Consider the following 15,168-nt stretch of genomic DNA (forward strand, 5'->3'; position numbering starts at 1 on the left):
CGTTCTGCAGTGACCGAAATTACTCGGCGACCGGAACGATGTTCACGACCTTGCGGCCACGGTGGGTGCCGAACTGCACCGCACCGGGGTTCAGCGCGAACAGGGTGTCGTCGCCACCGCGACCGACGCCCGTACCCGGGTGGAAGTGGGTGCCGCGCTGGCGGACCAGGATTTCACCGGCGAGAACGACCTGACCGCCGAAGCGCTTCACGCCGAGCCGCTGAGCATTGGAATCGCGCCCGTTCCGAGTGGACGATGCGCCCTTCTTGTGTGCCATGTCTCCTCAGTCCCTTACTTCGCAGCCGCGGGGATACCGGTGACCTTGATCGCCGTGTACTGCTGGCGGTGACCCTGGCGACGGCGGTAGCCGGTCTTGTTCTTGTAGCGAAGGATGTCGATCTTCGCGCCCTTGTGGTGGTCCACGACCTCGGCCGTGACCTTGATACCGGCCAGCACCCACGGGTCGCTGGTCACAGCGTCGCCGTCGACAACGAGCAGGGTCGAGAGCTCGACCGTGTCGCCAACCTTGGCAGTGGGAATCTTGTCAACCTCAACGATGTCGTCAACAGCAACCTTGTGCTGACGACCACCGCTGCGCACGATGGCGTACACGCGGATCTCACTCTCGCTCGGAACGGATCCCCTGAAGCCAGCCGCTCGCACAGGCCGAAGCCTGCGACGATCCGGAAGGATGAGCGGCCTCTCCCGACCGGCAGAAACCATCGGGAGGGAGTTGCTCAGGGGTGGGCGTGCATGGAAACACACCGAGGGTCAAGGTTACGGGGGCCCGCGCAAGGGGTCAAACCGGGGTCCGCACTCTCATGAACGCCTGGCGTCAGGTCATGTGAACCCCTGGCGTCAGCCCCTGGTACGAGGGGGCTCCTCGCTGTTCAATGAGCGCTCGTGTCCTTTCGTTCCCTGATCACCCTGCCTCGTATGCTCCGCCACGGCTCGTCCGTGGGCACGGATCTGCCGCCGGACGAGGCCGTGAGCGTCGACGCACCCACCGAACCGATGCGTGCCGCTCTCGCCGCGGCCGCCGCGGGCGACCACCGGCCGGCCCGTGAGCTGCTCGCGGCGACCCGGCTCGGCGCGGAGTGGGAACGCCGCAGCGAGTACGTCGCCGAGCTGGCCGGCGCCGCCCTGCGCAACCCGGGCTGGCTGGACGCCTGGCTCGCCGAGTCGCCCGAGGACCCCGACGCCGTACTGGTCAAGGCGGACCTCTGCATCGACCGGGCGTGGGAGATCCGTACCGGGGCCCGCGCCAAGGATGTGTCGCAGGACCAGTTCCAGGCCTTCTTCACGCTGCTCGACGACGCCGCTCCGGTGATCAGCCGCGCCGCTGATCTCAACCCGGCCGATCCGGTCCCGTGGCGCGTCGCGCTGACCCACGCGCTGGGCAGTCAGGCCCCGCGCGATGTGTTCGACGCGTACTGGGCGGAGGCCGTCGCCCGCGCCCCGCACCACTACGGCTGCCATGCGACCGCGCTGCAGTATCTGTGCGCCAAGTGGTACGGCTCGCACGAGGAGATGTTCGACTTCGCCGAGCGGGCCGCCGAGAACGCGCTGCCAGGGTCGAAACTGCACGCGCTGCCGCTGCTCGCCGCCATCGAGTACGAGGTGGTGTCCGACGACTCCACCGCGGACGGTCCGATCGGCCGCGACCGGATCGATGCGGCCGCCGCCCGCGCGCTGGAGCTCTCGGGCTGGTACGCGCCGGGCGACCCCGAGGCCGCCGGCTTCCGCAATCACCTGGCGCTGATGCTGATCCTCGCCGAGCGCTGGACCGAGGCACTCGACGTCTTCCGGGCGATCGGCGTGCACGCGCGCCGGTTCCCCTGGGCGTACGTCGGCGAGAGCCGCAAGGAGTTCCTGGAGTTCCGGCTGGGCGTACGGATGCAGGTCGCGTCCCAGACGCCGTTCTTCGGACGCCCGCCGCAGCCCGCGGCTCCGGCGGCCGCTCCCGGCTCCGTCCCCGCGCCGCGCTCGCTCGCGATAGCCGCCGCGCCGCCCCATGAGGTCGCCGAGGCCGCGCTGATGTGCGGTGTCTCGCTCCGTATCGCGCCCGCACGGTCTTCGATGAGTTACGTCGAGCTGGTCCCCGACCCCTCCCCCGGCAGACGCGCGACCCTCGCCGCCGGCGAGGAGCTGCTGACGGCGGCCGCCGACAACTTCACCACCGGCGAGAAGTGGCCCGCCCTGGTCCTTCGCCGCACCGCCGACCGCTACGGCTTCACCCTCTTCCACAAGGGCAAGGCGCGCGCCAGGCACCTGTGGGACCCGACCGCCCCGGTCACCGACCACGCCGAGGCCGCTGCCACGGCGCAGGCACTCGCCGCCGTCTTCCCGGTCCCGGACCCGCGCCCGCTGGTCACCCTGCTGCGCGGCACGAACAGCCCGGCCGAGCGCCAGTCGGAGCTGGTGGCCGCGCTCGGGCTGCCCCCGATCCCGGCCGGCTTCGGCGAGCGCGACGAGATACTGGCCGGGCTCGACGGTGCCCAACTCCTCGCCCGCCGCGGGGTGTTCAAGGGCATCAGGGACACCATGTCGACCGACCTGGGCTCCCCCGCCTTCCCGGTTCCCCGCCCGAGGCGCTGGTGGGTCCTGCGTATGGCGGGGCTGGTGCTCCTCGTCCCGGCGGCGGCATTCGCCTGGTGGTCACCGGACGTGGGCTGGTACCGCACGATCGTCCCGACGGCGGCGGCGGTGTACCTGGCGCTGCAGCTCCGGACGGCCTGGGCCCAAAGGCGCTGAACCCGCGCGGGGCCGTATGCTCGCCGGGCTAAGCCGCGCACCGGAAGGCAGAACAGTGAATTACAGGGTCCAGCCCACCGCCCAGGTCGACGAGAGCGCCGAGATCGGCGCCGGGAGCAGCGTCTGGGAGCTCGCTCAGATCCGCGAGGGCGCCCGCCTCGGTGAGGGCTGCGTCATCGGGCGTGGTGCCTACGTCGGCACCGGCGTCAGGATGGGCGACAACTGCAAGCTGCAGAACTACGCGCTGGTCTACGAGCCCGCCGAGCTCGGCGACGGTGTCTTCATCGGGCCCGCCGTGGTGCTCACCAATGACCACAACCCGCGCTCGGTGGCCCCCGACGGCACCCAGAAGCGCGGCGGCGACTGGGAGGCCGTCGGCGTGAAGATCGCCGATGGCGCCTCGCTCGGCGCGCGCTCGGTATGTGTGGCGCCGGTACGGATCGGGCGCTGGTCCATGGTCGCGGCGGGCGCCGTCGTCACCAAGGACGTGCCCGACTTCGCGCTGGTCGTCGGCGTGCCCGCGCGGCAGATCGGCTGGGTCGGCAAGGCCGGGGTCAAGCTGGTCGAGCGTGAGGCCGGGCTGTGGGAGTGCCCGCAGACCGGCGAGCTGTACGACGAGAAGGACGACCTGCTCGCCGAGCGGGCAGGCTGAAGCCCGGGACACACGGGCACGGTCTGAGGGCCTCGGCCATCTGAGAAAGGCCCTCAGACGCGAGCCCAGGCCTCCAGGGCAAGGCCCGACTCCGCCTTCTGCCGGGCCACCCGCAGCGTCCCGTCGGTACCGAACGCCGCCATCACGATCCTGCCCCGGCCGTCGATCGCCAGCGCCGGAGCGCCTGCGCACGGTTCTCCCGTGAGGGTCCAGGAGCATTCGAGGGACTCGTGTTCGGTCGGGTAGGCGGCGAGGGCAGGGCGACCGGTGGCGGCGTCACGGCGGGCGAGGATCGTGCAGTCGTTGCCTTCGACCGGTGTACGCAGCAGGGCGACCGGACCGGTGCCCGTACCGGTGCCGAGAGTGATCGGCTCCTTGGTGGACGGGCGCCAGGCGCGGGCCATGTGGTCGTCCGCGTCGTGCCAGAAGTGGGTGAGCCGATTGCCGCCTGTGCGTTCCGCGGTGAGGGAGTCGGGCGCAGCGCCGGCCGGTATGTCCTCGGCGCGCTGAAAGTCCATGCCCGCCGTCTCCTGCTCCCAGCGAATGATGCCGTCCGCCGTCGTGGCCAGGATTTCCATGAGGCCCTCGGAAGTGGTCGAAGCGGAGACCGTACCGAGCACCCCCTTGCCCTTGAGATCAGCCCATTTGCCCCACCTGCCCGACGACCCCTGGCTGCGCCCGCAGACGCCTGCGCATGCGTTACGGACGAAGACATGGAGCGAGCCCTGCGCGTTCACTACTCCCGAGGGGAGACCTATCTGCTCTGCCAGGTCCGGGTCTCTCGGATACGGGGTGCCGAGCGGGTGCCAGTCGCGCACCGCGAGGCCCGACTGGTACTGGAGGGCGTGCACCACATCGACTCCGGTGCGGCCGTCCGCCAGGCGAGCGCGCCGCAGACCCAGCAGATGGACATAACCGTCGGCACCTTGGGCTATGGAGAGATACGGCAGCACGCCGGGAGCGGGAATCAGGTCGGGGCCGGACCATTCCGGGCCGCCGGGGCGAGTCTCGGTCCACCGCAGGACGCCTTCGGTCGTCGGGGCGTACGCCGTGAGCCTGCCGTCCTTGCCTCTCAGCAGCCAGCCGGTGGTCGCCGGGAGGGTTGTGTCCGAAGGCGGTGTCGCGGCGGCATTACGGCGCTGCGGCGCATCGAGCTGACCCTTGGATTTCCGTGCGGACCAGACCGCCATGACTCAGCCCCGACCTTTCCTTTTTCCGTGCCGCAGAGCGCGTCGCTAGCATTCGTGCAGGTTGGGCAGGCACCGCGCCGGCCTCGTACGGGCTACACCTCGTCGGACAGCAACAGCCTGTCGAACTCCAGGCCCACCACTGACCAGTCCCACGTCGACAGCGAATGCTTCGCCGCGCTCGCCGTCGCCGTGCGCCAATTCTCCTCCGAGCCGGTCAGCGCCAGGATCCGCTCGGCGGCCTCCTCCGGCGTCGTGACGATCCAGTCGGCCGGGAACAGCGTGCGGGCGCCGTTCGCCTTGTCTGCGAAGAACGGCCAGTCACGGACCACCGGGAGCGCCCCACTGGCGGCGCCCTCAACAAGGCCGCAGTGGAAGGACTCGCGAACCGAGCTGCTGAGTATCACACCGACCTTGGTGAGCGCCCCGGGAACGTCGTCGGTGCGGCCGATGAGATCCACCGCACCTGTCGCTGTCAGCTCATCCAGGTCCCGCTGGAGAAGGTCGTCGTAGTCGCGAGCGGCCCGACTGGCCTTGCGGTCAAGGCCGTCGCCCACGACGACCATGCGGTAGCGCTCGTCGTGCCCGCGCAGGATCCGCAGAACGTCCAGGGCCCAGCGCGGGTCCTTCGCGACAGCGCTCACACCGACAAGGCCGAGTGTGAAGCGGGCATCCGGGCTCGCCTTTTCCAGCTGGAAGCGCTCCAGGAACATCGCGTTGGCGATGACGTGCAGCTCGGGAGCGGCCGGCTCACTCAGCGGCGGCAGCAAGTCCACGGTCAGATCGCGCAGATGGTCGCCGACGAAGACCACATCGTCGACGCGGGTGAAGTCCACCAGATGCGGCCAGAAAGTGAAGGCCTCATAGCTGTGCAGCCGTACGACCATGCGTGTCGTGCCCGGGTCGACCAACGAGAAGATCGCGGAGGCGTTGGTGGCCCAGTCGACGAAGACGGTGTCCGCCCAGTCCAGATGTGGGCGCAGGGCGTGCTCGACCTGGGTGCCGAAGCGGCGCTGGCCCCCGAGGAGGTGCTCCATCATCCGCTGGCCACCACGGGCCAGCGGACGGATCTCGTCGTCTTCCTTGAGGTCGAGGAAGCGGATCTCCACACCGGGGTGGCCGGCGTATCGGTCCATGATCGGCTGGAGGAAGTTCGCGTTCGAGTACGTCGTCACGAGCAGCCGCATCGGGCGGTCGGCCGGCGGCGTCGCGGCAGGCAGCTCACGCCCGCGCGGCGCGGACAGCGCGGCGAAGGCGGTGCTGTCCCGGAACGGCGCCAGGTACCCGGCCGTATCGGTCATGAGGGGGGACGACAGCCCGTCGAAGTGAATCGCCCGGTGGAAGGCGAGCGTCAGAGCCGATGACAGAAGCTCGGCGGCGCGCTTGGGGTCGCCCTTCTTGTACCGCTCGTCGGCGAGGGCGAGGGCGGCCTTGACGGCGCGCGCCCGGCCCTTGAGGTCGTCATGGCCTCGGCCGATGTCCCGGCGTGCGGCATCGACGAGCAGCTCAGCCTGGAGTGCGCGGTCGGCCATCCGCTCGGCGGCAGAGTGCAGCACTATCACCGAGCCGGCTCTGCGGCCGCCCTTGGCCATGCTGTGGCTGACCCGCTTGGCCAGCCTGGCGCGGACCCCGTCGGGCAAGCGCGGCGCGGAGACAGCGGACCGCCAGACCTTCGCGCCGACCGCGTTACGCATGACGGTGGGCGAAGTGGCGCGGTGGTACAGGCCGTTGGCGCCCAAGCGGGCCAACCGCTTGGTGCGCCGGGCTGCGATCACCGCGGACGGCAGCGTGTGGAACGCGTCTCGCAAGGCGTAGTGTCCGGGGCGCGCCTGGCGGTCCGCGACCGCCTTGAGCGCGGGCGCAATACCGAAGACCGCGTCGGCCCTGCGGTTGCGCTGGGACAGCCGCCAGACCGTGTAGACGGCGCCGGCGTCGAGGGCGACCAGCACTTGCGCCTTGCGGGCGTGGCCGCGCACCCAGCGGTCGCGCTCGACATGCCGCCAGACACGGCGGGGCGCAGCGCCCTTGGAGATGCGCCGGACGAACGCCTCGCCGTGCGCGGCCTCCGCGCCCTCGGGCAGTGACCGGATCCCGGCCAGTGTCAGGCCGTCGGAGTCGATGTCAGCAGATTCGAAGAGGCCGGCGAGCCGGACCGTCGCACCGGCCGCCCGGAACTTCTCGAGCGACGCCTTGAGAAGCGCAGGCTGCGGAACGTGGCCTGCGATCAGGAGCACCTGGGTCATGCGGGGAGGCCCTCCACCTCGTTGGTCCTCACGGACCCGGACGAACGTCCTGACTCAACCAGTTCCGCGAGGTGGCGCACCGCCGGGCCCATCAGGGCATCCCTCGCGTACTGCGCGGCATGCGTACGGGCCTCGGCCCGCTCCTCGTCGGTCGCCTCGAAGGCGATCCGCGCGGCCGTCGAGTACAGGTTGGCGAGCTTGTCCGTGTCGAACCCCGCTGCACCGGTCCACAGCGGGTGCCCGTCCATCACAGTGGTCGCGTCGTGCTCCACCTTGTGCGCGGACATCACCGGCAGGCCTGTCGCCATGTACTCGTACACCTTCCCCGACGTCATGTACTTGCCCCCCATGATCATGAGCAGGAGTACGTCCCAGGAAGCAAAGATCTCCGGCACCTCGGCCTTGGGGGCCGGGCCCCCGAAGCTGACTCCGTCCCCCTCGGCCTGCCGGATCAGCTCTATGTGGGCATTCGCTTCGCGATGTGCGCCGGACCCGATCTGGCCGCGGATCTCCAGCCGGGAGCGGGCCATCAGCGGATCGCGATCCCGGGCGATCCGCCAGCCGTCGATCACGGCCTTGAGGAACTGCGGCGGCGAGGTGACCACGCCCAGGTGCCCGAAGACCAGTCCGGTCTCGTGGTCGGGCTTGCGCGTCTCGGCCGGGACGCTGTCCGCGTCATAGCCATTGCGTACGACGTGGATCCGCGAAGCGAGGTCCGGGTACCGGTCGCGGTACCACTCGGCGATGGGGTCATTGACCAGCCACAGCGATACGGCGTTCTCAAGGACCTTGCGCTCCCACTTCCCGGACACCGAGTCCTTGGTGAACGCCTCGCCGCCGTCGACCACGTCAACCGACCAGCCGTCGCGGAAGTCGATGGCGTACGGGACGCGGTGGGTCTCCCAGAGCTTCAGCGCGGCCGACATGGTGACGTACGGAACACAGGTGGCGAGCACCAGATCGGCAGGCTTCTCGCGATGCAGCCGCAGCACGGCCTTCTCGAGGTCAGGTCGCCAGCCGCCGTAAATCGGTTCGGGGAAGAGCTTCATGCCCTTCTCCCGGTACTTCGCGGCCCAGCCGCCCGGGTGCAGCGCGCGGGACTCGGAGAACTTGCGGAGGTCCGTCTCCAGATCTTCCCGTACAAGAGGCAGCTCGACGATGCGGACCCGGGGGTCGACGCGCTCGGAGAGGGTGTGGTCGAGACCGAAGTCACGTTCCCACGACTTCTGCTGAATGGTCACCACGGTGACGTCCCAGCCCTGATCGACGAACTGGTTCGCTGTCTCGCGCATCCGGTAGGCACAGCTCTTCGCAGCGGGCGGAAACCCGATCGCGAGATAGATCAGATGTTTGCGAGAACGCTTTGGAGGAAGGGAGAGAGACACCCTCAAACGCTAGCATGATTGGACTACTCGCCTCCCAACAGGTGGTGCCCTCGGCCCCTGCCGCCAAGGGCACCACGCGTACGGACGTGCAACGAAGTCAGCCGCCGATGACGACCCGGCGGACGCCTTCCCAGCGGGCCGGGTCCGTGGTGCGGCGGCCGTCGACCAGGACGCGGACGTCCGGCAGGTCGGAGGCGGCCAGCTCGCGGTACTCGGCGTGGTCGGCCTGCAGGATCGCGGCCGTGACGACCTGGCCCTCGTGCGGGGTGAGGCCGTGCGCGGCCAGCTCCTCGGAGGTGTACATCGGGTCCGAGACGAACGGGACGGCCCCGCGCGCCTTGAGCGCCTCGACGGTCGGGAAGACGCCGGAGAAGGCCGTCTCCTTCACGCCGCCGCGGTAGGCGGCACCGAGCACCAGCACGCCCACGCCGTCCAGGTCGCCGTAGGCGGCGGCCAGCAGGTCGACGGCGTACTCCGGCATGGCGGCGTTCGCCTCGCGCGCCGAGCGGACGACGGTGGCCTCCGGGTCGTTCCACAGGTACATCCGCGGGTAGATCGGGATGCAGTGGCCGCCGACCGCGATACCGGGCTGGTGGATGTGGCTGTACGGCTGGGAGTTGCAGGCCTCGATGACCTTCTTGACGTCGATGTCGTTCTTGTCGGCGAACCGGGCGAACTGGTTCGCCAGACCGATGTTGACGTCGCGGTAGGTGGTCTCGGCGAGCTTCGCCAGCTCGGAGGCCTCGGCGGTGCCCAGGTCCCAGACTCCGTTCGGCTGCGCGAGGTCCTCGCGCTCGTCGAAGTCGAGCACCTGCTCGTAGAACTCGACACCGTGCTTCGCCGAGGCCTCGTCGACGCCGCCGACGAGCTTGGGGTAGCGGCGCAGGTCGGCGAAGACGCGGCCGGTGAGCACCCGCTCCGGCGAGAAGACCAGGTGGAAGTCGGTGCCGGCGGTCAGGCCCGAGCCCTCCTCCAGCATCGGCGCCCAGCGGGTGCGGGTGGTGCCGACCGGCAGGGTGGTCTCGTACGAGACGAGGGTGCCGGGCTTGAGGCCCTTGGCGATCGCATTGGTCGCGGAGTCCATCCAGCCGAAGTCCGGCGTGCCCTCGGCGTCCACGAAGAGCGGGACGACGACCACGACGGCGTCGGACTGGGCGACGGCGGCCGCGGTGTCGGTGGTGGCGCTGAGCAGCCCGGCGCCGACGGTCTCCTTCAGCAGCCGGTCGAGGTCGAACTCGCCGGGAAACGGCTCGGTGCCGGCGTTGACGAGCTCGACGACCTTCTCGTTGACGTCGGCGCCGATGACCTTGTGGCCCTTGGCCGCGAACTGCACGGCGAGCGGAAGCCCGATCTTGCCGAGCGCTACTACACAGATATTCATCGGGTTACTTTCCTCTTCACACGGACCAGCAGGGGTCGCACACGCGACCACCATCTATTCGCGTTCGCGGGCGGGAACAGCAGGCCGGTCTGGACGACCATCCGGCCCTTGGCATTCACGCGCGCCGCCACTCGGTACGGGGTGCCGCTGCGCCAACGCCGGGCCAGCGGCATCGGCAGGTCCTTGCCACGCACCGGGATCTCATACGTCCAGCCTGCGACGTCCAGGTAGACGCGCACGCCGAGCGTGGCCTGGTGGGGCTGGACGGGAATCCGTGCACGGATGACCGTGCCGGCTCCGTCAGCCGTGACTTCCTGGGTGAACTTCCCCACCGGGGCAGGGAGTTCATGGCCGGCGGGCAGCCTGCGGCCGCCGGCCTTGTCCGCGCTCTTCGGCATCGCGCCCTGGACGAGGCGGACGGCGGCGGACTCGGTGTCGCCGGTGAGCCCGAGGCGTACCGCGATGGCCAGCGACAGATTGTCGCCGTCCTGCTCCCACTCGGCCGAGACCAGCTCGGTGCCCGACGCGAGTTGGGCGGCCGCGGACTCGCCGGTCACCTCGAAGACCCGGTCGGGGATGTTCAGCAGGGGGTCCCTGAAGCCCGGGTAGCGGGCGTAGGCCCGGTCGTCCTCCAGGTGGAACGACGGCGGGCCGTTCTCCTCCTCGGACTCGATCGCCGCGGCCAGTTCGTCCACCGCGCCACGCTGCGCCAGCACGATCCTGACCCGCTTCATGACCGGCAGCGCGTCGCGCAGCGGGTCCGTGAGGTACTCGTCGGCCAGCTCGGCGATCCCGGCGCACACCTCCTGCCTGGTCTGCGCGTCCAGCGCGGGGAAGTCGTCCTTGACGAGCTTGAAGATCTCCCAGTTGAAGTGGCGCTCGAAGAGCGTGTCCCGCTTGGGACCCGCCTCGACCAAGCCCGCCGCGTGGTGCAGGATCTCCGCCGTGCAGCGCAGCCGTGACAGATGGCTGGACTTGTAGGTGATGTTGCTCGCGTCCACGCGCTTGACCGCGTAGTAGTACGTGTAGTCCGCGAGCACCGAGATCTTGCGGGCCTTGACGCACGCCTCGATGGTGAACGGCATGTCGCTGCCGACCGGCAGGTCCTCGGGGAACCGCAGCTTGTGCTTCTCCACCAGCTCACGGCGGAACAGCTTGGTGTTGGCGAGCGTGTACGGCAGCGCCGAGTCGAACATGCTGATGTCCGGGTCGCTCTTCTTGAAGAGCGCTTGATGGACATAGCGGCCGTTGGTGCCGGCCATCTTGCCGATCACCACGTCGGACTCGTGCTCGTCGGCACAGGCCACCATCCGCGCCAACGCTTCTTTGCCGAGGTGGTCGTCGGCGCCGATGAAGTAGACGTAACGTCCGGTGGCCACCTCCAGCGCCCTGTTGCTGGGTGCGGCCGGGCCACCGGAGTTCGCCTGGTGGAGCACCTTGATGGTGTCCGGGTACTTCTTGGCGAAGCGGTCCAGTTCGGCACCGCTGTCGTCGGTCGAGCCGTCGTCGACCGCGACGACCTCCAGCCGGTCGAGGCCGATGCTCTGCTCGACCAGCGACGTCAGGCACTCGGTGAGATACGGCATCGTGTTGTAGACCGCCACCACGACACTGACGTCAGGGGTTCTTGTCATCTCCCGCCCCCTTGAAGCAGTCGCGTGTAGACCTCATCGAGGACCTTGGCCTGGGCTTCCCAGGTCCACTCCTCGAGCAGGCCCTCGGTGTCGTATACAGCGCTGTACTTCTGCGGGTCGGCCAGCACGGCCTTGACGGCGCGCACATAGTCCGCGACGTTCTCGGCCTTGAAGACCTCGCCCTGACCGGTCTCCGAGGCGACCTCGGCCATCGTCTTCACATCGCTGACGACGAGTGGCAGCCGTGCGTGCGAGTACTCGAAGAACTTCGTGATCAGCGCGATCTCGTGGTTCGGCCAGTGGTGGATCGGAATGACCCCCACGTTGGCGCCGGACAGGAACGGCACGACCTGCCAGTGCGGTACGTACGGCACGGCATGGACCCGCTCCTGCACGCCGAGTTCCTCTGCCCGCCGGAGCAGCCCCTGTACATACGGAGCTTCGGGATCGCCGCAGACGAAGACCACATGGGCCTTCGGGATCTCGGGCAGCCCCTCGACCATGATGCCGAGACCCCGCTGCGCCGCCGCCAGACCGCTGTAGACCAGCAGCGGTACATCATCGCTGTCGATGCCGCACAGCTCGCGGATGTCCGGTACCTGCTCGTCTGTCTCCCTGTGGGTCGCCGCCGCGTCGGGGGCGTTGAGGACCACGGCCGGGCGCTCGGCGAGTTTGTGGGATTTCTGCAGCAGATCGGCGAGACCGCCCGAGACGGTCATCACGGCGTCCGCGTACTTGGCGTGCTCACGCTCGTACGCGACCATCGCGGGCAGCTTGCGCTTGTTCGCCCAGGAGCGTACGCCCGGCAGGAACTCATGCGCGTCCCACACCAGCTTGACCGGTCGGCCGGCGCCCCTGGCCCTGAGAGCGGCCCGGGAGCCTACGCCGAGCATCCGGAAATCGTTTGCGTGGATGATGTCCGGCTTGAGCTCGTCGATGACCGGACCGTACGACAGCTCGAAGTCCCACACACCCGGGTCGAGCCGACGCCAGGCACGGTTGCCCATCGTCTTCAGCCAGAACTCGGTGGTGAGCTTGTCGAGCGGCGCGGAGCGGGTGCGTCTGATCCTGCCGAGCCGCTTGGTCTCACGCCTGCGCAGCGAAACCCAGCGGGAGGTCGCCTTGGACGCCAGCTTCGGAACCGCCAGCCACGTCTTCGCTGCCTGGGTGCCGAGCTTGGAGCGGCCGTCGGCCACCTTCAGCTCGTCGCCGCGGACCCGGAGGTCCGCACGCCAGGCCTTCACCAGCTGCACGCGGAAGTCCGCCACGCGCTCGGAGGAGTAGGCCAGCGGGCGGCGCAGCGGAGCGTTGCGCAAATCCCTGGGCTTGACGGACAGCTTCGCCCGCATATTGATCAGCCGGACCTCGGCGTCGCCGAGCTTCCAGTTGTCCTCGCCCTTGCCGGAGTACTTGCCCAGCAGGATCACGTCCCAGCCGACCGCCGCGGCGGAGGCTGCCTGCTTCTGGACCCGCGAGTCACCGTGCACGCTGTTGTCGACGAGCATGACGATGCGGCCGCGGCTGCCGGGACGGGCCGTCGCCTCAGTGCTGTCAGACGCCATCTGCCGTATCGTCCCCGGTCTTGAGCTGCACGGTGGTGCCGCTGTGGGCGGATTCCAGCACGGCTGCCGCCACTTCGACCGTACGGAGGCCCTGGCGGAGCGTGCAGATGTCCTGGGACTTGCCGAGGACCGCGTCCCGGAAGAGCTCGTGCTCGACCAGCAGCGGCTCACGCTTCGGGATGGCGTAGCGGATCATGTCGCCCTCGGCGACTCCGCGGAAGGCCTGCAGAGCCTCCCACTCGGTCGTCTGGGCGGCGTTGGAGTAGAAGGTCAGGTCGGCGGTGAGGGTGTCCGCGATGAAGCAGCCCTTCTCACCGGTGACCGAGGTGAACCGCTCCTTGAGCGGGCTCAGCCAGTTGACCAGGTGGTTGACCATGGTGCCGTCGGAGAGCTGACCGACCGCGGAGACCATGTCCTCGTGCGGACGGCCCGACTTGGAGACCGTACGGGCCGAGATCGAGGTGTACGTCTGGCCGGTGACCCAGCCGGTGAGGTCGATGTCGTGGGTGGCGAGGTCCTTGACCACGCCGACATCGGCGATGCGGTGCGGGAAGGGGCCCTGGCGGCGGGTGACGACCTGGTACACGTCGCCGAGCTCGCCGGCCTCCAGACGCTGACGCAGGGAGCGCAGCGCCGGGTTGTAGCGCTCGATGTGGCCGACGCCGGCCACCAGACCGCGCGACTCGAAGGCCTCGACGAGGCGGCGGGCGCCGTCCACGGTGTCCGCGACCGGCTTCTCGACCAGCGCGCTGACACCGGCCTCGGCCAGCTTCAGGCCGACTTCCTCGTGCAGGGCGGTCGGGCAGGCCACGACGGCGTAGTCGATGCCGAGCGAGATCAGCTCGTCGACGGTCGACAGCACGGGGGCGCCCTGCGCCCAGCCGTTCTTGTCGCCCATCGGGTCGACGACGGCGACGAGCTCGACGCCCTCCAGGCCGGCGAGTACGCGGGCGTGGTGGCGGCCCATCGAGCCGAGGCCGACCAGGCCGGCCCGCAGTCCCCGAGTGGTCACAGGTTCTCTCCAAGGTCGTTCACGGCGGCGACGATGCGCTCGAGGTCCTCCGCGGCGAGCGAAGGGTGCACCGGAAGCGAGACGACCTCGGCGGCCGCACGCTCGGTCTCGGGCAGGTCCCAGTTGCGGCCGGCCTTCTGGTCCGGCTCCCAGTACGGCTTCAGACGGTGGATCGGGGTCGGGTAGTACACGGCGTTGCCGATACCCGCCTCGGTGAGCTTCGCCATCGCGGCGTCGCGGTCCCCGGTGATCCGGATCGTGTACTGGTGGTAAATGTGGCGCGCGCCCTCGGCGACCGTCGGGGTCTGCACGTTCGGCGCGGTGATGTGCTCGGTGAGGTAGCCGGCGTTGGCGATGCGCTGCTCGGTCCAGCCGCCCAGCTTCGAGAGCTGTACGCGGCCGACGGCGGCGGCGACATCGGTCATCCGCATGTTGGCGCCGACGATCTCGTTGGCGTACCGCTGCTCCATGCCCTGGTTGCGCAGCAGGCGCAGGGTGCGGGCCGTCTCGGCGTCGCCCGTGGAGATCATGCCGCCCTCGAGGGAGTGCATGTTCTTGGTCGGGTAGAAGCTGAACGTACCGCCGGCACCGAAGGCGCCGACCGGGGTGCCGTTCAGCGCGGCAGCGTGCGCCTGGCAGGCGTCCTCGACCACGGCCAGCTTGTGCTTGGCGGCGATGGGCATGATCTTGTCCATCGCGGCCGGGTGGCCGTACAGGTGCACCGGCATGATCGCGGCGGTGCGCGGGGTGATGGCGGCCTCGACCGCCGCCGGGTCAAGGCCGTAGCTGCCGGGCTCGATGTCGGCGAAGACGACGTCGGCGCCGACCAGGCGGACCGCGTTCGCCGAAGCCGCGAACGAGAACGAGGGAACGATCACCTCGTCACCCGGACCGATGCCAAGGGCCAGCAGAAGGAGGTGCAGCGCGGAGGTACCCGAGTTGACGGCCACGCAGTGGCGCCCCTCGACGAGCTCCGAGAAGCCCTCCTCGAACGCGGCTACCTCGGGGCCCTGTACGACCCTGCCGGAGCGCAGTACACGTACTGCGGCCTCGATCTCTTCCTCACCAATGACCGGGCGGGCAGCGGGAATGGGCTGCTGGTTGCTGCTCGTCATGGACGTCCTCCTTGAACACCGCTGAGCTCTTTATGGCAGAGGATCAGGGGCCGTGCGGACGTCTCACGAAGGCCGCGCAAACCCCTCCGGCGCGAAGCCGACGCCCTACCGAGGATTCTGGGACCGGTCTTGTCCCGAACCGGGCCGGTCACCCACCGTAGTCTCCGGAACGGGACCACAACCGGCAGCGACCGCCGTCACATTATCAGGGATTTCCTAGGGAATTTCGGGGCTGTTAACGGA

At 69.4% G+C, this 15,168-nt stretch carries 12 protein-coding genes; 2 read left to right on the forward strand and 10 right to left on the reverse strand.

Annotated features, from left to right (window positions below):
* Positions 1 to 19 precede the first annotated feature (19 nt).
* Positions 20 to 277 carry a 50S ribosomal protein L27 gene (gene rpmA / locus SLUN_RS13175; RefSeq protein WP_108148674.1) on the reverse strand — a complete coding sequence of 86 codons (258 nt, stop codon included), beginning with the start codon at positions 275 to 277 and terminating at the stop codon, positions 20 to 22.
* Between the two features lie 14 nt (positions 278 to 291).
* Positions 292 to 612 carry a 50S ribosomal protein L21 gene (gene rplU / locus SLUN_RS13180; RefSeq protein ID WP_108148675.1) on the reverse strand — a complete coding sequence of 107 codons (321 nt, stop codon included), beginning with the start codon at positions 610 to 612 and terminating at the stop codon, positions 292 to 294.
* A gap of 324 nt (positions 613 to 936) precedes the next feature.
* Here rplU and SLUN_RS13185 point away from each other — a divergent pair, with 324 nt between their 5' ends.
* Both SLUN_RS13185 and SLUN_RS13190 read left to right on the forward strand, forming a co-directional pair.
* Entirely contained in the window at positions 937 to 2,754 is a 1,818-nt protein-coding gene (locus SLUN_RS13185) for a hypothetical protein (protein WP_175313084.1), read from the forward strand.
* 55 nt (positions 2,755 to 2,809) lie between these two features.
* Positions 2,810 to 3,406 (forward strand): acyltransferase, encoded by a 597-nt coding sequence (locus SLUN_RS13190; protein ID WP_108148677.1) that lies wholly within the window; start codon positions 2,810 to 2,812, stop codon positions 3,404 to 3,406.
* Between the two features lie 53 nt (positions 3,407 to 3,459).
* Here the strand turns inward: SLUN_RS13190 and SLUN_RS13195 are convergent, their stop codons facing one another.
* The 8 genes from SLUN_RS13195 to SLUN_RS13230 all read right to left on the reverse strand — a co-directional run bounded on the left by SLUN_RS13195 (position 3,460) and on the right by SLUN_RS13230 (position 14,925).
* Positions 3,460 to 4,596 carry a PLL family lectin gene (locus tag SLUN_RS13195; RefSeq protein WP_108148678.1) on the reverse strand — a complete coding sequence of 379 codons (1,137 nt, stop codon included), beginning with the start codon at positions 4,594 to 4,596 and terminating at the stop codon, positions 3,460 to 3,462.
* A 92-nt stretch (positions 4,597 to 4,688) separates the two neighbouring features.
* A complete protein-coding gene (locus SLUN_RS13200) occupies positions 4,689 to 6,836 on the reverse strand; it encodes a glycosyltransferase (RefSeq protein ID WP_108148679.1) in 2,148 nt (715 codons plus the stop codon).
* Positions 6,833 to 8,128 carry a glycosyltransferase gene (locus SLUN_RS13205; RefSeq protein ID WP_175313082.1) on the reverse strand — a complete coding sequence of 432 codons (1,296 nt, stop codon included), beginning with the start codon at positions 8,126 to 8,128 and terminating at the stop codon, positions 6,833 to 6,835. Before SLUN_RS13205 ends, SLUN_RS13200 begins: the two co-directional genes overlap by 4 nt.
* A gap of 190 nt (positions 8,129 to 8,318) precedes the next feature.
* On the reverse strand, positions 8,319 to 9,602 hold the full coding sequence (locus SLUN_RS13210; protein ID WP_108148680.1) for a nucleotide sugar dehydrogenase: 1,284 nt from the start codon (positions 9,600 to 9,602) through the stop codon (positions 8,319 to 8,321).
* Positions 9,599 to 11,236: a glycosyltransferase family 2 protein gene (locus tag SLUN_RS13215; RefSeq protein ID WP_108148681.1), complete on the reverse strand. Its 1,638-nt coding sequence runs from the start codon at positions 11,234 to 11,236 to the stop codon at positions 9,599 to 9,601. Before SLUN_RS13215 ends, SLUN_RS13210 begins: the two co-directional genes overlap by 4 nt.
* Entirely contained in the window at positions 11,233 to 12,798 is a 1,566-nt protein-coding gene (locus SLUN_RS13220) for a glycosyltransferase family 4 protein (protein ID WP_175313080.1), read from the reverse strand. The genes SLUN_RS13215 and SLUN_RS13220 overlap by 4 nt, the downstream gene beginning before the upstream one ends.
* On the reverse strand, positions 12,788 to 13,810 hold the full coding sequence (locus SLUN_RS13225) for a Gfo/Idh/MocA family protein (RefSeq protein WP_108148682.1): 1,023 nt from the start codon (positions 13,808 to 13,810) through the stop codon (positions 12,788 to 12,790). Before SLUN_RS13225 ends, SLUN_RS13220 begins: the two co-directional genes overlap by 11 nt.
* Positions 13,807 to 14,925, reverse strand: a complete 1,119-nt coding sequence (locus SLUN_RS13230; RefSeq protein ID WP_108148683.1) for a DegT/DnrJ/EryC1/StrS family aminotransferase — start codon at positions 14,923 to 14,925, stop codon at positions 13,807 to 13,809. The genes SLUN_RS13225 and SLUN_RS13230 overlap by 4 nt, the downstream gene beginning before the upstream one ends.
* Positions 14,926 to 15,168: the final 243 nt, after the last annotated feature.

The sequence above is a fragment of the Streptomyces lunaelactis genome (assembly GCF_003054555.1).
GTDB lineage: Bacteria > Actinomycetota > Actinomycetes > Streptomycetales > Streptomycetaceae > Streptomyces > Streptomyces lunaelactis.